Origin of the sequence: Shewanella sp. 10N.286.52.A9, assembly GCF_041468985.1 — a bacterium.
GTDB lineage: Bacteria > Pseudomonadota > Gammaproteobacteria > Enterobacterales > Shewanellaceae > Shewanella > Shewanella japonica.
Map to the genome: position 1 here is coordinate 1 of NZ_JBFRJQ010000008.1, position 25,351 is coordinate 25,351.

General features: G+C 38.7%; 24 protein-coding genes. 12 read left to right on the forward strand and 12 right to left on the reverse strand.

All coding sequences use genetic code 11. The annotated features are described in order from the left end of the window. The first annotated feature begins 652 nt into the window (after positions 1 to 652). Positions 653 to 3,130, forward strand: coding sequence for an EAL domain-containing protein (locus tag AB4128_RS08005; protein ID WP_372037400.1), 2,478 nt, complete (start codon positions 653 to 655; stop codon positions 3,128 to 3,130). An 81-nt stretch (positions 3,131 to 3,211) separates the two neighbouring features. Here AB4128_RS08005 and AB4128_RS08010 read toward each other — a convergent pair whose 3' ends face one another. Both AB4128_RS08010 and AB4128_RS08015 read right to left on the reverse strand, forming a co-directional pair. Further along, positions 3,212 to 3,547 carry a hypothetical protein gene (locus AB4128_RS08010; RefSeq protein WP_282167872.1) on the reverse strand — a complete coding sequence of 112 codons (336 nt, stop codon included), beginning with the start codon at positions 3,545 to 3,547 and terminating at the stop codon, positions 3,212 to 3,214. A gap of 1 nt (position 3,548) precedes the next feature. Further along, positions 3,549 to 3,818 (reverse strand): hypothetical protein, encoded by a 270-nt coding sequence (locus tag AB4128_RS08015; protein ID WP_282167873.1) that lies wholly within the window; start codon positions 3,816 to 3,818, stop codon positions 3,549 to 3,551. 227 nt (positions 3,819 to 4,045) lie between these two features. On the opposite strand from AB4128_RS08015, the gene AB4128_RS08020 reads away from it, so the two are divergent. From AB4128_RS08020 to AB4128_RS08040, 5 genes are all read left to right on the forward strand, one after another. Then, on the forward strand, positions 4,046 to 5,533 hold the full coding sequence (locus AB4128_RS08020) for an ATP-binding protein (RefSeq protein WP_372037401.1): 1,488 nt from the start codon (positions 4,046 to 4,048) through the stop codon (positions 5,531 to 5,533). Positions 5,534 to 5,539: 6 nt separating this feature from the next. Continuing rightward, positions 5,540 to 6,235, forward strand: coding sequence for a response regulator (locus tag AB4128_RS08025; protein ID WP_055026305.1), 696 nt, complete (start codon positions 5,540 to 5,542; stop codon positions 6,233 to 6,235). A 155-nt stretch (positions 6,236 to 6,390) separates the two neighbouring features. Further along, the gene (locus AB4128_RS08030) at positions 6,391 to 7,260 is read left to right on the forward strand and encodes a 6-carboxytetrahydropterin synthase (protein ID WP_372037402.1); all 870 of its coding nucleotides are present in this window, start codon (positions 6,391 to 6,393) and stop codon (positions 7,258 to 7,260) included. Between the two features lie 301 nt (positions 7,261 to 7,561). Continuing rightward, complete coding sequence (locus tag AB4128_RS08035; protein ID WP_055026303.1) at positions 7,562 to 8,422, forward strand: M23 family metallopeptidase; 861 nt, start codon at positions 7,562 to 7,564, stop codon at positions 8,420 to 8,422. Between the two features lie 88 nt (positions 8,423 to 8,510). Further along, positions 8,511 to 9,275, forward strand: coding sequence for a DUF4344 domain-containing metallopeptidase (locus tag AB4128_RS08040; RefSeq protein WP_144430231.1), 765 nt, complete (start codon positions 8,511 to 8,513; stop codon positions 9,273 to 9,275). Between the two features lie 104 nt (positions 9,276 to 9,379). Here AB4128_RS08040 and AB4128_RS08045 read toward each other — a convergent pair whose 3' ends face one another. Both AB4128_RS08045 and AB4128_RS08050 read right to left on the reverse strand, forming a co-directional pair. Continuing rightward, a complete protein-coding gene (locus tag AB4128_RS08045) occupies positions 9,380 to 9,937 on the reverse strand; it encodes a VOC family protein (RefSeq protein ID WP_372037403.1) in 558 nt (185 codons plus the stop codon). A gap of 53 nt (positions 9,938 to 9,990) precedes the next feature. Then, entirely contained in the window at positions 9,991 to 10,497 is a 507-nt protein-coding gene (locus AB4128_RS08050) for a murein L,D-transpeptidase family protein (protein WP_065107784.1), read from the reverse strand. A 181-nt stretch (positions 10,498 to 10,678) separates the two neighbouring features. Here AB4128_RS08050 and AB4128_RS08055 point away from each other — a divergent pair, with 181 nt between their 5' ends. Both AB4128_RS08055 and AB4128_RS08060 read left to right on the forward strand, forming a co-directional pair. Further along, positions 10,679 to 11,527 carry an ion transporter gene (locus tag AB4128_RS08055; protein ID WP_055026300.1) on the forward strand — a complete coding sequence of 283 codons (849 nt, stop codon included), beginning with the start codon at positions 10,679 to 10,681 and terminating at the stop codon, positions 11,525 to 11,527. After that, the gene (locus tag AB4128_RS08060) at positions 11,524 to 13,038 is read left to right on the forward strand and encodes an MATE family efflux transporter (RefSeq protein WP_282167876.1); all 1,515 of its coding nucleotides are present in this window, start codon (positions 11,524 to 11,526) and stop codon (positions 13,036 to 13,038) included. Before AB4128_RS08055 ends, AB4128_RS08060 begins: the two co-directional genes overlap by 4 nt. A 96-nt stretch (positions 13,039 to 13,134) precedes the next feature. Here AB4128_RS08060 and AB4128_RS08065 read toward each other — a convergent pair whose 3' ends face one another. From AB4128_RS08065 to AB4128_RS08080, 4 genes are all read right to left on the reverse strand, one after another. Then, positions 13,135 to 13,347 (reverse strand): DUF2986 domain-containing protein, encoded by a 213-nt coding sequence (locus tag AB4128_RS08065; protein WP_055026310.1) that lies wholly within the window; start codon positions 13,345 to 13,347, stop codon positions 13,135 to 13,137. 249 nt (positions 13,348 to 13,596) lie between these two features. After that, complete coding sequence (locus AB4128_RS08070; RefSeq protein ID WP_055026298.1) at positions 13,597 to 14,052, reverse strand: hypothetical protein; 456 nt, start codon at positions 14,050 to 14,052, stop codon at positions 13,597 to 13,599. 204 nt (positions 14,053 to 14,256) lie between these two features. Further along, positions 14,257 to 14,613: a glutathione S-transferase N-terminal domain-containing protein gene (locus tag AB4128_RS08075; RefSeq protein WP_055026297.1), complete on the reverse strand. Its 357-nt coding sequence runs from the start codon at positions 14,611 to 14,613 to the stop codon at positions 14,257 to 14,259. 199 nt (positions 14,614 to 14,812) lie between these two features. Beyond that, a complete protein-coding gene (locus tag AB4128_RS08080; protein WP_372037404.1) occupies positions 14,813 to 17,923 on the reverse strand; it encodes a DUF748 domain-containing protein in 3,111 nt (1,036 codons plus the stop codon). 304 nt (positions 17,924 to 18,227) lie between these two features. On the opposite strand from AB4128_RS08080, the gene AB4128_RS08085 reads away from it, so the two are divergent. The 4 genes from AB4128_RS08085 to AB4128_RS08100 all read left to right on the forward strand — a co-directional run bounded on the left by AB4128_RS08085 (position 18,228) and on the right by AB4128_RS08100 (position 20,282). Next, positions 18,228 to 18,659 carry a GNAT family N-acetyltransferase gene (locus AB4128_RS08085; RefSeq protein ID WP_055026295.1) on the forward strand — a complete coding sequence of 144 codons (432 nt, stop codon included), beginning with the start codon at positions 18,228 to 18,230 and terminating at the stop codon, positions 18,657 to 18,659. 92 nt (positions 18,660 to 18,751) lie between these two features. After that, entirely contained in the window at positions 18,752 to 19,453 is a 702-nt protein-coding gene (locus AB4128_RS08090; protein WP_080917476.1) for a DUF445 domain-containing protein, read from the forward strand. 264 nt (positions 19,454 to 19,717) lie between these two features. After that, positions 19,718 to 20,068: a VOC family protein gene (locus AB4128_RS08095; RefSeq protein ID WP_119969649.1), complete on the forward strand. Its 351-nt coding sequence runs from the start codon at positions 19,718 to 19,720 to the stop codon at positions 20,066 to 20,068. After that, positions 20,049 to 20,282: a DUF1289 domain-containing protein gene (locus tag AB4128_RS08100; protein WP_372037405.1), complete on the forward strand. Its 234-nt coding sequence runs from the start codon at positions 20,049 to 20,051 to the stop codon at positions 20,280 to 20,282. Before AB4128_RS08095 ends, AB4128_RS08100 begins: the two co-directional genes overlap by 20 nt. Before the next feature lie 140 nt (positions 20,283 to 20,422). Here the strand turns inward: AB4128_RS08100 and AB4128_RS08105 are convergent, their stop codons facing one another. From AB4128_RS08105 to AB4128_RS08120, 4 genes are all read right to left on the reverse strand, one after another. After that, a complete protein-coding gene (locus tag AB4128_RS08105; protein WP_065107788.1) occupies positions 20,423 to 20,917 on the reverse strand; it encodes a GNAT family N-acetyltransferase in 495 nt (164 codons plus the stop codon). 48 nt (positions 20,918 to 20,965) lie between these two features. Then, entirely contained in the window at positions 20,966 to 21,193 is a 228-nt protein-coding gene (locus tag AB4128_RS08110) for a hypothetical protein (protein ID WP_055026291.1), read from the reverse strand. 128 nt (positions 21,194 to 21,321) lie between these two features. Further along, positions 21,322 to 22,986, reverse strand: coding sequence for an asparagine synthase B (gene asnB / locus AB4128_RS08115; RefSeq protein ID WP_192022901.1), 1,665 nt, complete (start codon positions 22,984 to 22,986; stop codon positions 21,322 to 21,324). Positions 22,987 to 23,445: 459 nt separating this feature from the next. Beyond that, positions 23,446 to 25,119 carry a M28 family metallopeptidase gene (locus AB4128_RS08120; protein ID WP_372037406.1) on the reverse strand — a complete coding sequence of 558 codons (1,674 nt, stop codon included), beginning with the start codon at positions 25,117 to 25,119 and terminating at the stop codon, positions 23,446 to 23,448. Positions 25,120 to 25,351: the final 232 nt, after the last annotated feature.

Consider the following 25,351-nt stretch of genomic DNA (forward strand, 5'->3'; position numbering starts at 1 on the left):
GCCTAATTTCTCTTTTAAGAGAGTCGAGAAAGCCCTGACTTAATAGTCAGGGCTTTTTTCGTACATAGAATTTGGTACAGCGAAAGATTGTGTGGACAATGTGCCCATGTAAAAGTAGGTCATCGCCAAGCGCCTAATTTCTCTTTTAAGAGAGCAGATAGCCCGTTACTCACGTAACGGGCTTTTTTGTGTCTGTTTGTTAAGTGAGTTGAATGTAGCGATATACAGTGTGGGCGATATGCCTATGCACAAATAGACCATCGTTAAGTGCATAAGTTTTCTTAATAATAAGTGACATAAACATGATTTTTAACGCTATTTGCTTTTTAGTAAGATGAATTAAAATCTTGTGCTTAAGGTATGATCATGAATGTTTGGGATAATTTCATTACATTCATTATAAGATTGGGTCGCTTTATTATTTATAACACGTTCGTTTAGGTATTTTTTACTGATACCTCCGCACCACAAAAGCGTAAATAGATAGGTAGTTGTAAGTTTTGTGCTGCACTTTTGTTGCGCGTGTTTTATTTTGTTTGGGCACAATAATGATCTGGTTAGCATATACTGAATTAGGTTATTCAAATTTTGAATTTGGGGTTATATACTTTGCGAATTGATGACTACCACTTGGTAGGGATTAGCTAATATAATGCATAAATTAACAGAAGCTGCAGTGAACCGCTGGCAGCAAACTATCGATCTAGCAGCCAAAGCATTACATTCATCTGTATATGTCGTTTCTGTTGATGAGCAAAGCCTATTGATCACATCTGAACATCAGATTGAATTACCTTGTGATTCAGTTTCTGAGTTTACCCATTTAGTCGTTAAAGAAAGCAAAAGTCTTATCAAAGATTTTAATACTTCAACGTCACTGCTTAACGTAAACCATTCCGATTTTTGTCACCAAGACAAACGTTATAAGCTCTATAGTCTTCCTGTATATTTTGGTAATGACAGAGAAGGGCAAGTCATTTCATTTATTTGCTCAGTGTGTGAGTTAACCCATGATTCACAACAAGTTGATGCGACTTTGCTTATGGCTGCCCAAAGTTTGTCGTTTCAATGTGAATTTGATGAAAATGTCCATTTAAACGGGATTAATTTACAGAATTTTATTAACGCTTTTGAAGAACATATCTGGATTAAGGACCTCTCTGGTCAATATGTTGTTTGTAATCAAAGTGTGGATATAGCTTGGAATAAATCACATTCTGAAATTATTGGCCAATATGATCACGATTTATTTGATTCTGATACGGCTGACTCCTTTGTTCAAGGTGATAGGCAAGCTGAAATAGAAGGAAAGCCTGTTGTTGTCGGAGAATGCGAACGGGTTGATGAAAATAACAAGCGACATTGGTTAGAAACCACAAAAGCGCCGCTCTATGACAGCCAAGATAAGCTGGTCGGTATTATTGGTATTACACGTAACATTGCTCGACATAAAGAAACCCAAACGCAACTGTTATTAGCTGAAAGTGTATTTGAAAACACTGTTGAAGGCGTCTTAGTCACAGATCGCGACGGCAATATCACTGAGGTGAATGCAGCATTCAGTAAAATAACTGGCTATGAGCGTAGTGAAGCATTGGGTCAAAATCCAAGAATTTTAAACTCTGGCAAACACGATTCACTATTCTTTTCAAAAATGTGGAATACCTTACTTGTAAAAGGTAAGTGGCATGGTGAAATTTGGAACCGACGTAAGTCAGGCGAAATCTTCCCACAGTCAGTCACCATTAATGCGATTTACAGCCAAGAAGATAAAATTAATTACTTTGTCGCAGTCTTTGCTGACATTTCGACTCAAAAGCGTAATGAAGAAAAACTCGCTAATCTTTCTTATTACGATACTTTGACGCAATTGCCTAACCGGTTATTGTTTAGGTCAATTCTACAAAAGCGGGTTGAAAAAGCATTACATCAGCAAACACAATTAGCAGTCGTATTTTTTGATATTGATTTCTTTAAACATATCAATGACAGCTTAGGGCATGACGTTGGGGATAAATTATTAATCGAAGTAGGCGAAAGGTTATCTCAACTTAGTGGTGAGCATTGTATTGTGGCTCGACTTAGTAGTGATGAGTTTGTGCTTCTACTGACTGATATTCATCAACATGAATTGATTTTACGTAAGATTAATAAATTAAAATCTATGATCGAACAACCTTTTAAGTTCGATGATAGGCCGCTTATAAGAGTTACGCTAAGTATGGGCGTGTCAGTATTCCCAAATGACACATTAAACTTTGAACAGCTATTACAAAATACAGATACAGCTTTACACATTGCTAAACAAAATGGACGTAACAATGTCACTTTTTATGATTCAACTATGACGCTCAATTCTGTTGAACATTTAAAAATTCAAAGTGCGCTGCACGAAGCTATTCAAGAGAATCAATTTCATCTTGTTTATCAGCCCAAACTATCTCTGCTTGATAGTAAACTTGTCGGTTTAGAGACATTGATCCGTTGGCAACACCCAGAACATGGTGTCATTTCACCTGCTGAGTTTATCCCGATTGCTGAGAAAACTGGATTAATTCATCAAATCGGTTTAATGGTATTAACGATGGCTTGTAAGCAAGGTAAAACCTGGCTTGAAGCAGGTTATCAATTTGGTCATTTAGCGGTAAATGTAGCGAGTTTGCAGTTTCAACGTTCAAGTTTTATTGACGATGTTGAAAAGGTGCTTGCTGACACAGGCTTTCCTGCTAATCGACTTGAACTAGAAATCACAGAAAGTTGTATGATGTATGAGCCTGAGAAAGTCATTAACGATCTAAAGCGATTAGGAAATATGGGTATTCAGTTATCTGTTGATGACTTTGGAACCGGATATTCATCATTAAGTTATTTAAAAAAATTGCCGATCAATGTACTAAAGATTGATCAATCGTTTGTCGCGGATATTCCTGATGACAGTAACAATACTGCGATTGCTAAAGCGATAGTTGCGATGGGGCATGCATTAAAACTGACCGTTATCGCTGAAGGTGTGGAAACGAAAGAACAAGCTGCTTTCTTGTTAGAAAATGGATGCGACCAAGCACAAGGTTACTTTTTCAGTAAGCCACAATTACCAGCAACCCTGACCCCAATACTGCCCCAAATGTAATAGTGTCTTGCATCGGTGTCATCTTCGCATTATTAGCCACTAATACCATGCTGTCATTCTATTATTCTGAACGCTTTTTAGTCAGTTAGGCATGAATAAATCTGAGTCTAGCTGACTAATCTGCCTTAAAATATCAACAAAAACCGTGGCCAAGTCTTGATATGATAAGTTACTTACATGTGGCTTTAATCCTTCTATAGACATTCTAAGACCACTTTGTTGAGCAATATTTAGTAAAGTAAGCTTTTCTGAGATTGATGTTTGCTCAACCTCAGAAAGCGAGTTAACCGCAGCATGAATATGATCATCTGTTATATCTAGTATGTGTAATTGATGCGTTAGCCGCCTATGGTTATCAGTCTTATTCCATTGGTTGACTTTAACATTCCTGCCAGATAAACATACTTCAAATTGCATGTTAACCTCTATTTCCTTTAGAGCGGCCGCGTTGTGGATGATTATCAGGCACTGCAACCAATTCATCATCCATTAGCTGGCACGTTGCTTCCACTTCATCTCCATCTGGGGTTGTAATGGTGACGACATCGGCTTCATTTTTTCCCTCACAGATGTCATACGCTTCTTGTGGCGGTTTACGCATTTGACGTTCAGCAGCTTCAGTCATCAAGCCGGATGAGAAGCACAAAACCAGACTCAATACGGTAAAGCTTTTAAGTGTTTTAATCATTTGAGTTCCTTATTGCCTTAAATTGATAAACACAGTAACAATCAAGTATGTAGAAAATGTGCAGATTTTATGGAGTTTTAAAGGTTTGGTAGTGGGATTTGTGTAAGCTATATATACTGTTGAACTGTTTCCTAATTTATCCGTTAATTTATCAAGTTATGTGCTTGATTCAAAATGTAGATGCAATCATTTAGGGTAATTTTATAGAGCTTGTTGGGTTTGGTTTCATGAAGATATCTCAAAAACTTTTTTTAGCATTCATTGGGCTGACCAGTATTGTTCTTATCGCAACCTTATCACTTGCGAGGTGGAGTTTTGATCAAGGCTTTGTTAATTACATTCATTCCTTAGAAGAAGAACGATTACATACATTATCCAATTCTTTTTCTTCTTTATATGGTCAATCAGGCCAAAGTTGGGATAACGTCTCTGTACAACAATTAAATACCTTGTTAAGAGTGTTTTCTGCAGACCCATTAAAGTTAGTTACCAATGGTGACAGGAAATTACCTCCTAGACCTCTTTTTGTTGATGCTATCAAAGGCGTTGATTCGGGTCCTGAAGAAAGAGTAAGGCGTGGGCCACCACCGCATTTACGAGATGCTAGAAAAGCAGGGCCGCCCAGAAGACTAGGCCCACCAACATCAATATATAATCCAGCGGGTGAGCGTTTAGCTGGTGATGCATTTGACGATATTGATGGCAGCATCAGCATGCCTGTTTTATATAACGATGAGGTCGTTGCCACGTTATACAGTAACCCTATTTTTGAAGTAAATAGTATTTCGGCTAAGGCGTTTGCGAAGCAACAAATATGGACCAGCATTTGGATAGGTCTACTTTGTTTATCGTTAGCCATTATTATTTCATGGCTATTGGCACGGGTGTTACTTATGCCTGTAAGAGAAGTTGTAAAAGGGATATCTCATTTATCTAAGGGTAATTACTCAGAACGATTTAATTTAGACCGTCAAGACGAACTGGGGCTGCTAATGAATGATATTGATCACCTTGCTGTGACTTTAGAAAATACACGCAGTGCCAAAAATCGTTGGTTTGCCGATATCTCACATGAACTGCGAACGCCATTGAGCATTCTTTGTGGTGAAATCGACGCTATAAAAGCTGGCATCCGGCCTTTTAATCAACAGCAACTGACTTCACTAGAGCAGGAAGTGATGCGAATTAAGCATTTGGTTGACGACTTATATCAGCTTTCTTTATCTGATGTTGGTGGCTTAAAGTATCAGTTTGAGTCTCTTAATATTACCCAATGTATTAATGAAACATTACTATCACTAGAAGATAAGATCAGTGAAAAAGACATCGCAGTGAGTTTTACCGCTGATGAGCCCATTTTTATCACTGGTGATGCGATGAGGCTTCGGCAATTGTTAGCCAATGTGATTTTAAACTCAGTTGCCTACACTGATAGCCCTGGGCGCCTATCTATAGACCTCATCACTGAGAAAGAACGTCTATTGATTGTATTTAATGACACAAAACCGTCTGTCGATGTATCAGAGTGCGAACTTTTATTTGACCCTCTACATCGGCAAGATAGCTCACGAGTTAGGCGAAATAATGGTGCAGGTCTAGGTTTAACGATTAGCAGAAATATTGTTGAGGCTCATGAAGGGCTGATTAGCGCAAGACCATCTAATTTAGGTGGCCTATGTATTGAAATTGTTTTACCTTTGCAAAAAGAGTCATAAAAAATAATGAGTACAGATTACCCTAATATGAAAGTGTTAATTGTTGAAGATGAACAAAAAATTGCGCAAGTACTCGTTGATTTCCTTGAGTTAGAAGGCTTCGAGACTCAGGTGTTAAATGATGGGCTTCACGCTGTCGAAACCATTAAAAATGGCAATATTGATTTTGTTATTTTAGATCTCATGTTGCCTCATAAAGATGGTTTAACGATCTGCAAAGAAGTACGCCAATTCTCATCTATTCCTTTATTAATGCTCACGGCAAGAGTAGATGAGATTGATCGCCTTATCGGATTAGAGGTTGGCGCTGACGATTATGTATGTAAGCCGTTTTCAGCCAGAGAAGTCGTTGCCAGAGTCAAAACTATTTTACGTCGGATAGATGTTGAACCTAAAATTAGTGAAGATGAAATTGCTTATAAACATATTTTAATCAATATCCAGCGCTTTAAGTGTTTTGTTTCGAGTGTCGAAGTGGAGTTAACCCCTGTCGAGTTTCGACTACTGCAAACCATGTTAAAACGTCCTGGGGTAGTTCATAGCCGTGATAGTTTAATGCAAGTTTGTTATGTCGATGACCGCGTAGTGAGTTCTCGTACCATTGATAGCCACATTAAAAACCTAAGAGCCAAACTAACAATGCACCAAACTCAAATTGACTTACTTCACTCAATTTATGGTGTGGGTTACAAAATAGAATAAGCCCCTTTGAAAACAATTTCATATTCTCAGCTTGTTTACTCGCTCCTAGCGCTTGTTTTGTTTAGAATAGCCAACAATATTTATTATTCCCTTTAGCCATTGCTATATTGGGATACGTTGACTGAGGCGGACTGTTTTTCTGCCTAGGAGCTTTAATGCAATTGTTTGTAAAAGATTTAACCGTTATTGATTTCTCTTATTTGTGTCCAATTCGCGGCATGGTGGGAGAAAGCTGGATTGTCGATGTATTGCTTGATGGCGGTCTGGATGAGCAGAATATGGTTTTGGACTTTTCAAAAGTTAAAAAAACCATTAAAAATACCATCGATGATGTCGCAGACCACCGCCTATTAATTCCTACAGCATGCAGTGAAGTGAGATGGCAGCAAAAGGGTGACAGAGTTTGGATGGATTTTTCAAGCCAACAAGGTGACATTCATCTCGCGTGTCCGTCACAAGCATTTGCACTTGTGCCTACCGAAGTGATTGACTTTGAAAGTGTTAATTCATTCTTAATCAAAGCGCTACGTGAAGCTTTACCTGATAATGTTGAAGGTATTAGCTTAACGCTTCGTAATGAAGTGTTAGATACGCCTTACTACCATTACAGTCACGGACTTAGAAAGCACGACGGCAATTGCCAGCGTATCGCCCACGGACATCGTAGTCCAATTACTGTATTTGAAAACGGTATTGCAGCACCTAAATGGGATCAATATTGGGCCGATAGATGGCAAGATATATATTTAGGAAGTGAAGAAGATATTGTTGATCTCAGCACTCTGTCTTTATCAAAGCAAGCTAAAGTGAATGATGCAACTCATTACGGCTTTCACTATCAAGCCCCCCAAGGTGACTTTCAGCTTGCTATGCCTAAATCTAGCTGTGACATCATTCCCCATGACACCACAGTGGAGTTATTGGCACAATTTTTAGCAGAGTCTATGTCAAAACAGTCACCTGAGTCAGAATTTAAAGTGATTGCCTTTGAAGGTATTGGCAAAGGTGCTATTGCTGTTAAGTAGCTTGTTTTACAAAGCTTAATAGAGTCAAGATGCTCTATTAAGCTTTATACATTTTTCAAATCAACATCCCCTGATTAGTTCTTTTTAGCCTTACAAGAATCCTTTTATTCTCTTTTTAATCTATCTTTTATCTAAAAAGAGTGCTGTCTTGAATGGGTTAACTTTCGCTCATGATTAACAGTTTGAATCTATTAGTTTAAAACCATACTATTGTATAAATTGGCTGAGAAGATGCCTATTCGTTAATTCTTTAACGACCTGAATCTAAATAGAATACATATACATTAGGAATGCATCGTACATGTCTGACAATAAATGTAAAAAGTTTTGTGTGCTTTCACTGCTGAGTGCTAGTTTTATCGCTTTTACCGCTCATGCTCAAATCCAGCTTCAGGGACAATTTGAACAAGGTGCACTGATCCGAGGCGCTGTTCCTGAAGGTAGTGTTGTAAAACTTAATGGCGAAGCGATTCAAGTGACGCCTCAAGGCAAGTTTGCGTTTGGATTTGAACGAGATGCCGCTAAAGAGCAAATGCTCGAAGTGGTATATCCGGACGGATTAACTGAATTAAAACCAATGACGGTCAAAGCAAAAGAATACAAAATTGATCGCGTCACTGGCATCAGTAAAAAAATAATGAAGCCGAACCCAGCTGCACAAGAACGCGCTGCTAAAGATGCGAAACTAACTCGCACGGCAAGAAATACATTTAGTGAACAAACTGCGTTCATGCAGGATTTTATCTGGCCTGTTACAGGGCGTATATCAGGGGTTTATGGAAGCCAGCGTGTATACAACGGTAAACCAGGCAATCCGCATTATGGTGTGGATGTGGCAAGACCAACAGGAACCGTTGTTGTTTCACCTGCCGATGGCGTGATTACTCTAGCTGAACCTGACATGTTTTATTCAGGCGGCACGCTTATTATTGATCATGGTTATGGTATTAATTCTACATTTCTGCATTTAAGTAAGTTGTATGCCAAAGTCGGTGATGTAGTGAAACAAGGGCAAAATTTAGCTGAGATTGGTGCAACAGGACGCGCTACTGGCCCACACCTTGATTGGCGCATAAATTGGTATCAAATGCGTTTAGATCCTGTCACCGTCGTGCCACCAATGTCAGAAATATTAGCTGCTGAGAAAGCTATAAAAGAATAATATTACCGATACAGATATTGATATAAATAGTAAGTTAAGCAGCTGCTAAGTGTAGCTATTTATCACAGGGCGATGTAAGGAGATTATTATGAATAAATTATTGCTCGCCCTAATAATACCGATTTATTTGTTATCTGGTGTCAGCTTAGCATCTGAAAAAGCGAAAATGAGTGTAACTTATTTGCCTGCAAGTAAAGCTGATTTACGTTATCAAGGTATAATAAAAAGAAGTGAAATTAATCAGTTAGTACAAGCATTGGCTGAAACCTACTTCACTTTTAACAATCCTCTGCAGATTGAGTATGGGAGCCAAGATGGCCCTTTATATGACCCCAACTCTCACACCATTCACATCCCGTACTCATTTATCGTCGATTCAATAGACTATTTTAGTCAAAATGCTTATATGGCCGAGCTTGCTGACTCAGCGGAGCAAGCCGCAGTTGATGCGTTATTACATACGCTACTCCATGAGATTGCTCATGCTTATATTGCTGATAATGGTATTCCAATATTGGGCAAAGAAGAGGATGCTGCAGATAACTTTGCCGCTATTATCATGCTTAATTATATTGATGCTGGCGATGATGCCTTACTCAATGCAGCAGATTTGTTTGCTTTAGAATCAGAGCACCGCCCTGATTTTTATGAGCTAGGTGAGTATATCGATGAGCATAGTTTTGATTTACAAAGGTACTTTTCAAGCCTGTGTTTAGTCTATGGCTCTGAACCAGAAAAGTATCCGGCATTACTGAATGAAATTGAAAAGGATTATCGAGTTGATAGAAAGTCGTTTTGTATTGAACACTTTCAAGTCATAACAAAAAACTGGCAAGGTTACTTTGCTCATTAAATAAACCTATCCTATTAAATACATGTTAAACATTAGCCACAGGGTCAGGCTTACAAGTTTGTGGCTAGTGTTTTTGTATGACTAATGGCGAATAAAGTAAGACCTTATTGCTCACTAGCAATAATAGTTTCAATGCTATGAGGGTGAACTTTAATACAAATACCGTCTTTTTTAAAAGCAACCGTAGGGTTTGCTAATCGCTCATTATCACCTTGAGGTGAGCTTAACTTCACTTTGATATCAGTTTTTCCTTCAATAATAGCCGTTATTGATGGGACTTTTCTTGATAAATCCGAGATGAGTGCTTCACAAGTGGTTGCTGTAGTGGGCAAGACAAGTTCAATATGCTCCCAGCCTTCTTGAGGGTAAACCTTATCTGAAGGAAAGGGCAGCTCGACACATGGCACGCTAGCACCATTTAATTGCATTGGTGTATGTAATTTTATGATTAGGATAGGACGACCGTTAATCATATTGTTTGAGATCACTTGACCAGCTTGTTCAAATGCGTCAACAAGTAATTCAGCTTTCTCCTTGCTATTAACTCTCAGGGCGCAATGATCGCACTTTAGAGATAAGTCTGCTAAACCTAATTGATGTAGGAAGTGAGTGATACGCTGGTTAAATTCAGGCCAGCTTTGCTGTAACTGAGCATAATTCATTAGGGATCCTGAAGGTGTTTTTATGGTTATAAGGTGGAAAAACGACGAACTGGCTAAGGCCAAATTTCAATGGGAGTTCCTTCTTCGATAACTCGCCACAATTCGTCCATCTCTTTATTCGTTACAGCAATACAGCCGTTGGTCCAATTAAACTGTTGCGCTTGCTCAGGTGTTAAAGGTGAGTTGGGGTTTTGGCCATGGATCATGATCATGCCACCAGGACTGACCCCTAAGGCACTTGCTCGCAGGCGATCTTCTTCATTTGGGTAAGAGATATGGATAGATTTATAAAAAGCACTATCAGATTTTTTATAATCTAACGTGTATCTTCCTTGAGGCGTTCGTTGGTCGCCTTCTTTAAGCTTATGTCCTTGAGGGGTATCGCCCATGGCAATGCGGTAGGTTTTTAGCTTTTGACCCTGATGGTAAATCGACATACTTGATTCAGATTTATTCACCACGACGAGGTCTACTTTTGCTTTAATAAGTTGATCGACTGAAGCATTGACGAAAGTAGGCGTGATAATGGCGAGCAAAAAGAGGTATTTAACCAAGTACATGAAGTCTCCAAAAGCAGTTTTTTCGATATGTTTATTATTAATAGTGTTAACATGAGGTTAATTCGTTAAGCAATCTAGCAGAAGCATCAATAATTGTCATAATGAATTTATTATTTACAAAGATAATACCGTATTTTTCATATTATGCGGTACTTAATTAATGGTCATTTTTGAGTGAACTATGACGTCAGAAGAAAAGCAAGACACGCCATTAAAACGGCATATACGCTCTGTCATATTTGGCACGGAAACTAAGCTAGGTCGATGGTTTGATATCGGACTCATCATTTGTATTTTATTCAGTGTTTTACTGATAATTTTAGATACCATCGACAGTTATCATCAACAATATGGCCAAGCAATTTACTATGCTGAGTGGGCGTTTACTTGGCTATTTACGATTGAATACTTGTTGCGACTTTATGGCTCAATCAACCGCTGGGCATATATGCGTAGTTTTTACGGTATTGTCGACTTACTGTCGATTTTACCGAGTTTTTTAGCATTGATATTCCCAGGGGCAAACGTCTCATTAGCGTTCAGGATATTAAGGCTATTTAGGGTATTTAGAGTATTAAAATTATTGCGCTACCTCAGTGAAGGAAACTTGCTACTAAAAGCGATGATTCAGTCTCGCAGGAAAGTGTTTATTTTCTTCTTTTCAGTGAGCTTGATCATAATGGCATTAAGCGTCGTAATGTATGTGGTTGAAGGACCTGGAAATGGGTTTACTTCAATTCCAAAATCGATGTATTGGACCATAGTGACTATCACAACCGTTGGTTATGGCGATATCACGCCACAGACTAATTTAGGTCAGGCGATTGCTTCACTTACCATGCTAATTGGTTATTCAATTATTGCGATTCCTACAGGAATATTAACCGCTGAAATATCACATGAAATGGTTGCTGAGCGAGATTTAAGAAAGTGCAGCAATTGTGGTACTCGTGGCCATAATTTACAGGCTTTATTTTGTCATCACTGTGGTAGTGAATTAGAGCAACATCAATCAGAAGGGAAATCATGACCGAAGCTAAGTTTGTTCAAGGGTCGATTTTAAAGCACATTTTAGTCATGAGCTCAACGGCGGCAGTGGGAATTTCAGCGCTGTTTGTGGTCGATTTATTAGATATCTTTTTCTTAAGTTTATTGGGCGAAGTGGAGTTAGCTGCTGCGGTTGGCTATGCTGGCGCTATTTCATTTTTTACGACATCAATCGGCATAGGGTTGTCGATAGCACTGGGTGCACTGGTTTCGAGAGCCGTTGGTGCTAAGAACATGGTTCTGGCTAAAAGGATGCTATTAAACAGTGCCGTTGTCTCGTTAATCACCAGTGTATTTGTTGCCATTACTGTATTTATTTTTATTCCTGAGTTACTTGCATTGGTAGGAGCTACTGGCGAAACCGCTGTACTTGCTGAGAGTTATCTTCGCATTTTAGTTCCTTCTTTACCTTTTATTTGTTTAGCGATGGCGCTTGGTGGGGCACTAAGAGCAATCGGTGATGCTAAGCTCTCTATGATGTCTACACTTGCAGGTGGTGGGGTTAACTTAGTCCTTGATCCTATTTTCATCTTTGCATTAAGTATGGGAATTGAAGGGGCAGCTGTAGCGTCAGTATTTGCTCGTATTGCGGTATTTGTTATTTCTGCTCGCGGTATTGTTGTTAAACATAAAATGTTGGGTAAATTTAATCGCCAACATTTTGTGGAAGATATTCGAACTATTTTTGCCATTGCTTTACCTGCAATGCTAACCAATGTGGCGACACCGATAGGTAATGCGGTGGTAACTAAAGCCATTGCAGACTTCGGTGATAGTTATGTAGCTGGTTGGGCAGTGTTAGGGCGATTAATTCCTGTGTGTTTTGGGATGATTTTTGCTCTTAGTGGCGCAGTGGGGCCAATTATCGGCCAAAACTATGGCGCACTTGAGTTTGGCCGAGTTAGAGAAAGCTTAACAAAAGCCATTCAATTTTGTGTGGTATTTGTATTAGGTGTGTCGATTATTTTATTTGCCCTTAAACATCAAATTGTGTCGGCATTTGATATGCAAGGAGAGGCTGAGGAACTGATTTTATTCTTTTGTAATTATATCGCTATCTTCTTTATATTTAATGGCATTTTATTTGTTGCTAATGCTTCATTTAACAATTTGGGCAAAGCGAAATACTCAACTTTCTTTAATGTAGGTAAAGCTACTATAGGTACAATTCCATTTGTGTATTTTGGCGCCCAAATTGGTGGGGTGTATGGCGTACTTATTGGACAGGCGGTTGGCTCTATTTTATTTGGTATCGGTGGGGTTTGGGTTGGTTATCGACTCATTGATAAAATTACCAATAAAGAGCATGAACAAAAACTGCATCAACAAGCCCAACAAACCGAAGACAGTGAAATAGAACTGGAAATGAGTCCTAGCTCTTCACCGCAATCGTCATCTTATGTGCATTTAGCCCAGTTAAATGAAGAGCCTTTGTGTGAAGAGATTATTCGAGATGGTGATTTAGACAACCCTTTATCATCAAAAGATAAGTAACTTATATTTCAAAATAAGGCCTATTAAATAATAAAGCCCAGAAACTATGACGTTTCTGGGCTTTATTATTATCTATTTAGATAACAAATACTGCGGTTACTTTTCTTCAGCTTGGGCTTGTTCAGGCGAGGCTTCAGCTTGTGCCGCTTCAGCTAATTTCTGCTGCTCTTCTAATTCCATTTGAGCGCGAACGGCTTTCGAGATATACCCCACTTTTGGATTTTTTTGTGGGTTATCTTTAACGATTTTATTTTGCTTCGCTTTAGCCCGCTTAGCGGTCTTTTTGATCATTTGCTGTTTTCTGTTCATGGGACTTGCTAACTCGCTTAATGGTGCCGGTGGCACTTTACTGTCTAACTCACAACTATAAGAGTGCCTCATAGTTGCTTTAAATGATTAAGCTAAGTTTAGCTCAAACTGGCTGCAGGATATAGTTAAACTACTTATATAATCTATTGTGGGCGAATAAAGCAGTGTTGAATCAGTTAATGCCGCTTTTAATTAAGCAATAGGATACTTAGCTATACATTAAATGGGTGTTTGAAGTTAAGGCGTTAATTAAAAGTTGCGGCTGAATTTTTCAATATCTTCAGCAGTTGCGCCGTCATTGCATTCGCCACGGATTTCTCCACGGCCTTCACTCACACTTCGGTTAAGGATCATGTAACCTTCTTTACAGTAACCAGTCATGTCGATGGTTTTTTGTAAACCGACTTCAACTTGTTGACCCCAAAGCTCTAATCGTTCTGCACGTTGTTCTTGCTCAATGGCATAACTTCGTGCGTTTTGGCGGCGGCGATCGATTCTTTGTTGATGGGGGAGTGGGTCTTCAATGCCACGGTCACTTGCCGTTGCAACTTTTGCTTTGTAAGTAAAAAGCTTAATACCTTCACCTTTTATGGAAGTGCTAAATTTATCTTTGAATTGTCCTGCATAAGCTTCAGGCTCCAAAGGGGCAGAAGTACATGCAGTTAATAAAACAATACTGATTGCAATAGCAAAAATCTTTAGCACCTGAATATCCCTTTACCTATTTCTAAAATCAACTGGGTCTATTAAAAACGAAATTTATTTTTATTGATAGTTATTTATAACGAATTGAGCACTTCGGTATTGGTGAGAAGAGTGTCAATTAACAAGGTGTTATCCCGCCTGTAAAGAAGCTATATCGCAGTCTACAAAAGTAAACTGCGACCATAGGTTTTACTGACGTTTTGACTATGCGTATTGCTTTTCTAGGTAAGCAATAATGTCATTGGATTCATACATCCACTGAGTTTTTCCATCTTTGTCTATTTTTAAGCAAGGTACTTTTAGTTGGCCACCTTGCTCAATGAGCTGCTGCTTATTGGCATCTTGTTTGGCATCGACAATCGCTATTTCTAAACCTTGTCTGCGAATCGCACGGCGTACTTTGACGCAAAATGGACATGCCGCGTACTGGTAAAGGGCTAAACCTTTTGTTTGCTCATCGATTTTTGCTTGCTCTGCAACTGGGCGCTGACGTTTTTTACCTGGAAATATAAAGTTAGCTAATAAGATAATACGACCGAGGATCCAACGAATAACAAACATACTGCTTCCTTTTTAAACTGGATGAATCAATTTAATTATATTTGTGGATGAATGCAGCATATAAAAGTGCACTTACATTCAAATTTAGCGACAGTTTACGTGATGTTATTCACAGATAATAGTCACTTGTGAGCCTTAACGTGTTTATCCTTGCAGGTTAAGGCTCAATTGCATTACTAGGATTAGGTGTTCGGTAATGTTAATTAGCATCTAAAGTAAGTATTGCCTGTGCTTCTGATTCTTCCATATGCACTCGGCTTTCAAGAATGAACACTCTACTTGGGTCAATCAGTGCTTGCTCAACCAAATAGGTTTTAACCGCTTTAGCACGTTGCTGGGCAAGTTGACCCAGTGCAGATTCACTAACGTTTTGTTGATTTAGCGTTAAGTTATACAGCGCTATATGCCATCTTGTTGCTAGTTCTTCTGCTGTAATTTCTGGTGCTTCAGCTTGTATTTGTTGTTTGATGAGTTGTGGATCTTGTTGAGTTTCATTTTGATATAGGTTCATTAATGCTGTCACTAACTCACCTTGAGTTGGAAATTGACTCGCAGATAAATTGGCTGGCAGTTCACTTATATCGAGCTTGGCGAGTGCAGCTAGTTTACTGTGCAGTTGTTGCTGCTGCAGCGCTTGTTGGTCGTTAACTAAATCAACGCTACCTTTAATGTTTAGCATCAATAATGGACGGTCATTCAGTGCACTTGCTAGTTTACTAAGCGTCGATTGTTGATTGGCATCAATGATGGCTTGACCATATTCAAAACTTACCTTATCCATTTCTTCATCACTATCAACAAGACCTGCAAGTAACGAAAATGGGGCCGTAATCGCTTTAGTTATCACATTGGTAATGGCCGTCATGATGATGCTGCCAAAACTAAAGCTTGGAGAATCCAAGTCACCATCTACATTGACACCTAAATCAATCACCCCGTGCCTGTCTTGTAATAAAGCAATAGCTAGGGTGATTGGCAGTGAGGTCGCGAGTGAACTATTACTTGGCTTACCTAGCTGTAACTGATCAACAACTAAATGATTGCTACCGACTAATTGATTGTTTTCAAGCTTGTAGTTAAGAGCCAATGAGAGTTGGCCTTTATCAATATAATATCCAGCATAGGTTCCTGAATAAGGATTGATTGAGGTTAATTCTACTTTGTTAAAAGCAAGATTAAGATCTAGATATGGATTAGCAAGTAACGGGTTAACATCCCCTTTTAAAGTGACAGGCGCATACTTATCAATTTTACCTTCAAGATTCACTGATGCTCTTGTTTGTGGATTGGTTGAAATTTGGGTGATTTCGCCTGTTAGCTGCTCAATACCTGAAGCAAAATTAGGTGTAAGTGAGTTATCCGCAAAGAAAGCAGAGCTCTCTTTTAATCCGATACGGTTAATGCTAATAGCGAAAGCTGGCTCAGTTGAGCCTGTTGAACTGAGTTCGACATCAATAGGCGCTTCTTTTGACGCCGTGTCTGATTGGTCAATATCTTCAACCCCCTTACTGGCTGGCTGTACGATTAAGTCAGCAATATTTGTACTTCTGTCTTCAGCAATGACTAAGCGACTAAATAACTGGTTAAATTGGATTTCATCGATTAATAATGATCTTGCTAAATTATCGAATGTAAGCTGGTTTATCTTCATTGCATCCCAGTTGAGTAAGGGCTGCTTTAATACGTTATCTTTTATTTTTAAATCTAATACCGATGCTTGCCCTTGAAAAATGAGCTTTTGCTGATTGTTGGCACTTACGTGGCCCTTTGTATTAAATAAACCATCCTCTAAGGTGATATTCATAAAAGGAGCAATGTAAGGTTGTAGCTTGGTGAGATCCATATTCTGGTAATCAATATCAGCTTCAATGCTCATCAAGTTCGCATCGATCTGGCCTTGTGAGGCGAACTGGCTTTGGTCGTTAATCGATAAATCAAGTTGATAGTCAATCGGAGCAGATAAATCTGATTTGATAACACCTGTTGATAAATTGATATTGGATATCTTCCAGAAATTACTCGTTTTGTTTGCCACACTTTCTGTGAGTTCAAACTGGTAATCATTAAGTTTGAATTGATGCAGCGTAACCAGCCATTGTTGCGCGCTGTTGTTATTGTCATGGCTCTTGAGATTATTGGCCGTAGCTTGGTTATCCGGTGCGTTATCTTTACTTTGTGTATTAACTGCTTGCTGCTGTTTAGGAGTGAACAACTCAACTAAGTTTATTCGTTTAGGCGCAACCGTTAACCAAAAGTCAGCATTGTTGGTTGTTAATAATGGGATATCGATGAGTTTGTCTTTAGAAGAAGCACTAAGACCTTCTAATGCTAATAAACTTATGGTTGCGACATTACGTTCAGTATCTTTTGTGACGATATTATCAAGTGCAATATCAGTATTAGTGAGCTCAATATTAACGGGTAATTCTGATGAGTCGACATTTGCCTCAAGTTGAGCGGCCACTGGTTCAGAAATGGCAAAATCAGTTGAAACATTCAAGTTTGCTGACGTTAATGACACATCAAACATACTGTCAATGAATGACCAATATTGCGGCAAAGTAATTTGAGTCAATGTAACCTGACCATTGGCTAATATAGGCGACAATTGAAATTGAGTGTTTAACGCTAAAACGCCTTTTTTATCATCAGTGATAGACAGGCTAATTTTATTTGCATCGACTGAATTAGCCAGTAAGGCATCGGTTTTAATCAATTGACCGTTAATTGTGATATTAGGGTAGGTAAGGCTTGATTGTGTTACCTTATCGTCAAAGTTAACACGCGCTTTGTTTAACTCAAATCGGTTAAGGTGAAGTGCTATCGGCGTTGCTTGATTGTCGCTTTCTGTTGGTTCCGAACTGTTGTTATTAGCCGCTAAAGTATCGAGAATATCGGAAAAGTTAAATTGATTTGAAGGGGTATTTAGGCGGGTGACTGCCCACTGGCTTCCTTCAATAGTGAGATAATCTAATGTAACGTTAAGATTAAATAACGACTGCCAAAAGAGAAAATCAACCGATAGCGTTTCGATAGAAATGAAGTCAGTTGTGCTGTCTTTCTCCGCAATAGAAAAACCATGTAAGCTGGCTTCAAAAGTAAATGGGTTGATTTTAATATCTTCAAGGCTTACTTGTCTGCCAAGTTGTTCCTCAAGAATTTTTGGAAGCTGTTTTGAGGCAATAAACGGAACCAGTAAACCTAAAGTCAAAATAAATAATAAGTAAATAAATGAAATTGTTATCGCAGCCTTTTGGTAACGAGGGCGATTTGAATAGGCGAGCTTCATTTTAGTCAACAACGACATCATAGTACGACTGCTTCTTTTGGTTTTAGACAGTGAATATTTTGACATTTTATCTAATTTATCGTTCAGTTACTTGCTTGTTTAAATATTTTTACAAAAAAGATTCACTTTTGTTTTTAAATGGACAAAAGTAGTATTTCAATTTAAGCTAATGTATTAATGAGATTTTTATTTTAAAATTGAGCTGACTGTTCTGCTATGACAGTAGAATAAACTCTCATCTGACTTATTTCGCAATTGAGCTGTATCATTCAGTAGCGATAAAGGATGGCAAGTGAACAGCAACAACATTTTCAAGGACGAAACAATGCAAATCCGCCTGGCTTCAGAGTTTGATACCGATGTATTGGTCAATTTATTTGATGAATACCGTCAAAGTATGGGGTTTAAATCTGAACCAAAAAATTGTCGAAATTTTGTGAGAACTCGTCTACAAGAAAATGATTCGATGATATTTTTGGCTTGGGAACAAGAGCATTGCCTTGGCTTCATCCAACTTTACCCGTCTTATTCTTCTTTATTGCTAAAACCTGTTTGGTACTTTGACGATGTTTATGTTGATTCAGCCAGACGTGGCGAAGGCATTGCCGCTAAACTCATTGCTAAGGCCAAGTTATTAGCTGATGGTACTGAGGTTATTTTGGTTAAACGAACTAAAGTGCTCGATAACGAACTCGAGAAAAACTTAACTAACATGACCGAGACAGAAGGGATGTACTTATACCATTCCGATATGTAAGTGAGCGTTGATTTAATTAGCTTGTAAACTAGCATCTAGCCTTTGGAAATTGATAAAATGCCAAAGGTTTTTTTATGTCTGAGGGTTTTAGGTTGAATAAGAGTTTAGTCACTAACATCATTGCTGCATTATTTGTATTGGTAGGTTATGTTGCCGCTTTACCTATGGTGTTCACTATAGGGTTATTTGCGTTATCTGGTGCGATAACAAATTGGTTAGCTGTGCATATGCTTTTTGAAAAAGTCCCTGGTTTGTATGGTTCTGGTGTGATCCCTTCACGGTTTGAGGAGTTTAAAGCAGGCATTAAGCATTTAATGATGTCGCAATTTTTTACTCAAGAAAATATTGACCGCCTGTTAACAGAGAACAGTGCATCAGCCATTGATTTAACGCCAGTGATCGACAAAGTTGATCTTGAACCGTCATTTGATGCGTTAGTTAATACGGTAGAAAACTCTTCATTTGGCGGAATGCTGTCGATGTTCGGTGGTACTGAGGCCCTAATACCTTTAAAAGAGCCTTTTATTGAAAAGATGAAAGCGTCATTAACTGAACTAACACAGAGTGAAGAATTCAATCAGATTTTAGTTAATGAACTAGAACAGCCCAACGTGATGGCTGATCTGCAAGCTAAAGTATCTAACATTGTCGATCAACGTTTGGATGAGTTAACTCCAACAATGGTTAAAGATATTGTTCAAGAAATGATACGTAAACATTTGGGCTGGCTAGTGGTGTGGGGCGGTGTTTTTGGCGGTGTCATCGGGGCAATTGCAGCAGTGCTTCAGGCCTAATAACAATTCGTTATTTAACACGCTCACAGCCTCTGTTAAGTGTGTATTTGGCGCTATTTAAATGCTTATAATATTACCTCAGCCACCTTTACTAAGGTGGCTTTTTATTTCATTATTTTCATCAATCTGGACAGTAAGTTTAGTTGAGTTATTCGACATCCGTTGATAAATCCACTATTTTGGATAATCAGAATCAACTTTTTCGACATCTTATCGCTTAATTTGGGCTGGATGACCATTTCGCCAATAACTAAGGGAATTCTTATGTCAAATCATCATAAAGTCAATTACTTAGAAATACCGGTTAACGACCTTACTCAAACAAAAACGTTTTTTTCTGACGCTTTTGGTTGGCACTTTAAAGATTATGGCCCTGAATACAGCTGCTTTTTGGACGTTGGCATTGATGGTGGTTTCTATTTGTCATCAACTCACTTTAACCTTGAAAAAGGTTGTCCGTTAATCGTGCTTTATAGTCAATGCCTTGAAACCAGTGAACGTAAAATTTTGGCTGCTGGTGGATTGATTACTAAAGCTGTATTTAGCTTTCCTGGTGGGAAAAGGTTTCATTTTAGTGATAATAATGGCAACGAATATGCCGTTTGGTCAGAGTAAAATGGCCAACTTAAAGACTAATAACATTGCTGAAAATCAACAAAATACGATCGTTAATTCACCTTGTATCGGCAATTGCTGTTTAGATGAGCAAGATGTGTGTTTGGGTTGTCACCGAAGGTTAGATGAAATATTGGGGTGGCATAAAATGACCGACAACCAAAAAAGAGAGCATATACAGGTGCTATCTCAACGATTAGCGCCGCCTAAATGAATTGTCTTCTAGGCGAATGATTACCTTCTGAAGTGGTTAATTGATAAACCCACCGATACATTACAAACATTTGTGAGGGCAAACTAAGTAGCAGTTGAGACGACGAAGTGATTGCTCTATCTCATTATTTCAAAATATTGTTATTGCTCAGTCTCAGTTTTAAATAAGCTAAACCCACGAGCCTGATAATTTTTTAAGGCGCTAGGATGGTCTAAAGAACACGTATGTACCCATACTCGCTTAGTATTTGGTAGTGCCCAAGCTTGCTTTATAGCCTCACTAAGTAAGTAGCCACCCATTCCCTTACCGATAAACCTTACTCCTAGTCCAAAGTACATTATTTCAACTTGGCCGTTGGATTGTTGTTGCAACTCAAAATAGCCTGCTGGTGAACCTTCAAAATAAGCAACGTACAAATGTAAGTGAGGATCTTCGCTATAGCTTTTCCATTGTTGCTCTGACCAGCCCAATTTGTCGGTCCACTCCCACGCTTCCCCAACAAACTGATATAGAAACCGATTGAATTCAAACTGGGGAAGCTTGGCTTTAGTGACAATTAAACCTTTAGCATCTGATTTTGCGTTTAATTGACTTGCATGGGTCATTTCTAAATGAAAAATTGTCACATCAGACATGGAAAACCTTTAAAAATAGCTGGAGCAGTGATTATAAGATTGCAGATATCAACTTACTGGTTCTAAAGGCGAATTATCTTTAATCATGACTAAAACTGCAATATAAATTAGTGCTAAAGGTGGAAAGAATGCGAGTAAGAAGCCAATCGCTGTGGCTAACTTAGGTGAAGAGGTTTTTTTACTCCCTAATTTATAACTGCTCCATGTAATAAAAATGGTAAATGGCACCCAAAGCACCACGAGTAATTGTCCAATAAAAGCGGCATTAATTGACATTATTTAATCCTTTAAATATTGAGTTTATAAGTAACTGTTAAACTAGCATTGAAAATATAGCATAAAAACAAGCATAAAAAAGCCATCGACAGTCGATGGCTTTTTTATCAATAGGTTATTTATAACAACTAATAAGCACTGTCATGGACGTTTTTAACAGCACGACCTGAAGGGTCATTAATGCCTTGTAAACTCTCATCCCAAAGTAATGCTTCAGGTGTAGAGCAAGCGACCGTTTTCCCGCCCGGTACTGTTTCTGCTGCTGACTCTAATGGGAAGAACTCTTCAAAGAAGCAACGATAGTAATAGGCTTCTTTTGATTCTGGCGTGTTATACGGGAATCTAAATTTAGCGTTGGCTAACTGTAAATCATCCACTTGCTCTGCAGCGATGTCTTTAAGGCCATCAATCCAAGAGTAACCAACACCATCACTGAATTGCTCTTTTTGACGCCAAACGACTTCATGTGGCAATGCATGTTCGAATGCTTCACGTAAAATGTTTTTCTCAATACGACCTTCTTTTGACATTTTAGCTTCAGGATTGATACGCATAGCGACATCCATAAACTCTTTGTCTAAAAATGGAACACGTGCTTCTAGTCCCCAAGCCGCCATGGCTTTGTTTGCTCGTAAACAATCAAATAGGTGTAATTTATCGAGTTTACGTACTAACTCTTCGTGGAATGCTTGTGCATTAGGTGCTTTATGGAAATATAAGTAACCGCCAAATAATTCATCAGCGCCTTCGCCTGAAAGCACCATTTTAATGCCCATCGCTTTAATTTTACGAGCCATTAAGTACATTGGTGTCGCTGCACGAATAGTCGTAACGTCATAGGTTTCAAGGTGATAAATAACTTCTTTAATCGCATCTAACCCTTCTTGGAAGGTGAAATGGATTTCGTGGTGAATCGTGCCAATTGCATCGGCTACTTTTTGAGCTGCGATTAAATCTGGTGCGCCTTCTAAACCAACAGCAAATGAATGTAGCTGTGGCCACCAGGCATCGGTTTCGCTGTCATTTTCAATACGACGTTTAGCAAAGGTTTGCGTAATTGCCGAAATAACTGATGAATCTAACCCGCCTGATAACAATACACCATAAGGTACATCTGACATTAATTGACGTTTAACCGCAGCTTCTAAAGCATCTCGCAATTCTTCTTTACTCGCGGCATTGTCTTTTACTGCTTCAAAATCTTGCCAATCACGTTGGTAGTATTGGGTTAATCCTGCGTCTTTAGAATAGTGGTAATGGCCTGGTGTAAACTCTTCTACTGTTTTACATACCGGCATTAACGCTTTCATTTCTGATGCGATGTAATAGTTACCTAGACTGTCACGACCAGAATAAAGCGGGATAATGCCCATATGATCACGGCCAACTAAAAATGCATCTTGTGCTTTATCGTAAAGCACAAACGCAAAAATTCCGTTTAGTTTATCTAAAAATTCGACGCCGTATTCTTGATATAAAGCTAAAATCACTTCACAGTCTGAGTTTGTTTTATAACGGTATTTTTCGCCTAGCTCTTCTTTTAGCTGTTTATGGTTATAAATCTCACCATTTACTGCCAGTACAATGTTGTCATCTTCACTAATTAGCGGTTGTGCGCCGTGGTCAACGTCAACAATCGCCAAACGTTCATGTGCCAAAATTGCTTTATCGTCAGCATAAACACCTGACCAGTCGGGTCCACGGTGGCGCAGTAGCTTAGACATTTCTAAAGCCACTTGACGCAATTCTTTTGCGTCTGATTGAATATCTAATATTGAAAAAATTGAACACATAATTTGGCTCCAGAATCGCTATATCTACACTTAATAATCTTTATCTGGAAATTACTTTGACAGCATTTTTCTCAAGGTTCAACTGTAATTTTTGAATAATCGTCAATATTATTGGGTTTTTAGTTGGTTAAATCTGTTTTTGTTGGCCTTGTTTTTGAGGTTTATCTATTTTTTTGTTGCTACCATTGATGAATATTTATTTTGACTGGGTAGATAGCCCAAGAATTTTAAGATTGTGGAATCGAAAGTGATTAAATTTTTCAGGTATTTTAATAGGGGAGGCTTGAGGTAGTTTTATACAAAAAATCCCTTGAGGTATACAAACTCAAGGGATATTAATTAAAGATACTTGTTAATACGACTTATATTGTTAAAGGCCAATGCTATTAATTCATTGCAGGATTAATTCAATGTGCGATTAACTCAATACGTTATTAATTCCTGCAAAATTAGCAAAGGTTAGTCCTTTGCTGGTCTAAGCGAATTAAATTCCGAACCTTGATAATAGCCAGGCCAATCATCGTTATTGGCTAAAGATTTCGCTGATTCAAAATACACGGCTAAATCTTGTAAAGCGCCAGAAAGGTCCCAGTCTTCATGATAATGATCGCAAACACTGTGATAGCATCCTTTCATTTTTTGTTGCATCGCTTTTTTATACTCTGCAGTTTCGTCATCTAGCGGAATACTACCGCCACCAGCAAATACCGCTGGTACACCTAATTTTGCAAAGCTGAAATGATCTGAGCGGAAAAATCCGCCTGATGCAGGGTTACGTTCGCGAGTAGCGTGACGGTTTTGTTTATTTGCAACATCAATTAAATAGCGCTCAAGTTCTGACTGGCCTTTGCCAACAATGGTGTAATCTTGCGTCTTGCCATAAACATTAGTGCTATCAAGGTTGAATACCGCAACGGTTTTATCAATCGGGTAGATTGGATTTGAAGCATAGTAACGCGATCCCAACAGCCCTTGTTCTTCACCTGTTGTTGCTATAAAAGTTAATGAACGTTTCACGCCTTGGCCATTTTTGGCTTGTGCAGCAAATTGACGTGCAATTTCCATTATCCCAGCTGTTCCCGAGGCATTATCTAATGCACCGTTATAGATGTTATCGCCATCTTTGCTTGGGTCTATACCAATGTGATCCCAGTGAGCTGTAAATAGAATGTGTTCATCGCTTGCTTCAGTTCCCTCAAGAGTTGCAACCACATTATAGCTGTCTGCGTATTCAGCCTTGCTGGTAAATTGAATATCTGCGGTTTGATTTAACTCAAGATGTATCGCGCTATCTGCAGCACGTGCCATTAATGGCTCCAATTCAAAACCAGCTTTTTTGAACAAGGCATTAGCGCTTTCCATAGTCATCCAACCTTCAACAGCAACGCGTTTATCTTGCTCGGCTTGATTTAAGACAAGATCTTGTTGTGCACCAGTCCAGCTGTTTTCAACAACAGACCAAGGGTAAGATGCAGGAGCCGTATCATGGATTATGATTGCACCTAATGCACCTTGACGACTGGCTTCTTCAAACTTATAGCTCCAGCGGCCGTAATACGTCATTGCTTTGCCGTTGAATTTATCTGACTCTGGGTGAGCAAAACCTGGATCGTTAACTAAAATGACCGCTATCTTGCCTTTCATATCAAGGTTTTCATAATCATTCCATTGATACTCAGGTGCATTAACTCCGTAGCCAACAAACACCAAAGGCGCATCTTTAATATTAACCCCACCTTTATCGTGACGGCTTCCCAGTACGATATCTTGGCGATAATGCATATCAATGCCCGCCAAGCTGATAGCTTGGTCTTCACTTGCGGTATAACTCACCAAAGGAACCGGTTGTAAAAAGCTGCCTTGATAAGCGCCTGTTAAACCCATTTCAGTAAATGCTGCAGATAGGTAATCAAGGGTGAGTTTTTCTCCTTTTGTTGTCGGGGCGCGGCCTTCAAACTCATCTGATGATAAGGTCTTGATATCGTTTCTAAAACGAGATTCATCAAACGTTACTTTTGTATCTGTAGATACCGCAGAGGTGTTTTTTTCCGCTTGGTTCGGAGCAGTAGGGGCATTTTGTGGGCTACAAGCCGTGATGAGTGCTAACGCACAAAATGGCAGCAATTGCTTCATAGGTTGTCCTATTGTTATTTTTAGTCTTAATCCGAGTTAAAACCGCTCAATGTAGTAGAAATGCGGTTTTACTAAGCAGGCATAATGAATCAAGCCTATATTGCATTCAATAGAGAAGGCTTGAAATTATGTTACCTAATGTTAATCAGAGAAATATTCAGTTATTTAAACTGTTAAATAACTTTTTTGCTGATGTAAATATGGGATTATGCTAGTTAGCCTCAGAGATCTT

Excerpts from the sequence above, each read along its gene's own strand:
- AB4128_RS08030 (WP_372037402.1), top strand. The coding sequence starts at position 6,391 with ATGCAATTGTTTGTAAAAGATTTAACCGTTATTGATTTCTCTTATTTG.
- AB4128_RS08065 (WP_055026310.1), bottom strand. The coding sequence starts at position 13,347 with ATGAACAGAAAACAGCAAATGATCAAAAAGACCGCTAAGCGGGCTAAA.
- AB4128_RS08035 (WP_055026303.1), top strand. The coding sequence starts at position 7,562 with ATGTCTGACAATAAATGTAAAAAGTTTTGTGTGCTTTCACTGCTGAGT.
- AB4128_RS08110 (WP_055026291.1), bottom strand. The coding sequence starts at position 21,193 with ATGTCAATTAATGCCGCTTTTATTGGACAATTACTCGTGGTGCTTTGG.
- AB4128_RS08075 (WP_055026297.1), bottom strand. The coding sequence starts at position 14,613 with ATGTTTGTTATTCGTTGGATCCTCGGTCGTATTATCTTATTAGCTAAC.
- AB4128_RS08055 (WP_055026300.1), top strand. The coding sequence starts at position 10,679 with ATGACGTCAGAAGAAAAGCAAGACACGCCATTAAAACGGCATATACGC.
- AB4128_RS08025 (WP_055026305.1), top strand. The coding sequence starts at position 5,540 with ATGAGTACAGATTACCCTAATATGAAAGTGTTAATTGTTGAAGATGAA.
- AB4128_RS08100 (WP_372037405.1), top strand. The coding sequence starts at position 20,049 with ATGCCGTTTGGTCAGAGTAAAATGGCCAACTTAAAGACTAATAACATT.
- AB4128_RS08045 (WP_372037403.1), bottom strand. The coding sequence starts at position 9,937 with ATGAATTATGCTCAGTTACAGCAAAGCTGGCCTGAATTTAACCAGCGT.
- AB4128_RS08040 (WP_144430231.1), top strand. The coding sequence starts at position 8,511 with ATGAATAAATTATTGCTCGCCCTAATAATACCGATTTATTTGTTATCT.
- AB4128_RS08015 (WP_282167873.1), bottom strand. The coding sequence starts at position 3,818 with ATGATTAAAACACTTAAAAGCTTTACCGTATTGAGTCTGGTTTTGTGC.
- AB4128_RS08120 (WP_372037406.1), bottom strand. The coding sequence starts at position 25,119 with ATGAAGCAATTGCTGCCATTTTGTGCGTTAGCACTCATCACGGCTTGT.
- AB4128_RS08060 (WP_282167876.1), top strand. The coding sequence starts at position 11,524 with ATGACCGAAGCTAAGTTTGTTCAAGGGTCGATTTTAAAGCACATTTTA.
- AB4128_RS08105 (WP_065107788.1), bottom strand. The coding sequence starts at position 20,917 with ATGTCTGATGTGACAATTTTTCATTTAGAAATGACCCATGCAAGTCAA.
- AB4128_RS08020 (WP_372037401.1), top strand. The coding sequence starts at position 4,046 with ATGAAGATATCTCAAAAACTTTTTTTAGCATTCATTGGGCTGACCAGT.
- AB4128_RS08085 (WP_055026295.1), top strand. The coding sequence starts at position 18,228 with ATGCAAATCCGCCTGGCTTCAGAGTTTGATACCGATGTATTGGTCAAT.
- AB4128_RS08005 (WP_372037400.1), top strand. The coding sequence starts at position 653 with ATGCATAAATTAACAGAAGCTGCAGTGAACCGCTGGCAGCAAACTATC.
- AB4128_RS08095 (WP_119969649.1), top strand. The coding sequence starts at position 19,718 with ATGTCAAATCATCATAAAGTCAATTACTTAGAAATACCGGTTAACGAC.
- AB4128_RS08080 (WP_372037404.1), bottom strand. The coding sequence starts at position 17,923 with ATGATGTCGTTGTTGACTAAAATGAAGCTCGCCTATTCAAATCGCCCT.
- asnB (WP_192022901.1), bottom strand. The coding sequence starts at position 22,986 with ATGTGTTCAATTTTTTCAATATTAGATATTCAATCAGACGCAAAAGAA.
- AB4128_RS08050 (WP_065107784.1), bottom strand. The coding sequence starts at position 10,497 with ATGTACTTGGTTAAATACCTCTTTTTGCTCGCCATTATCACGCCTACT.
- AB4128_RS08010 (WP_282167872.1), bottom strand. The coding sequence starts at position 3,547 with ATGCAATTTGAAGTATGTTTATCTGGCAGGAATGTTAAAGTCAACCAA.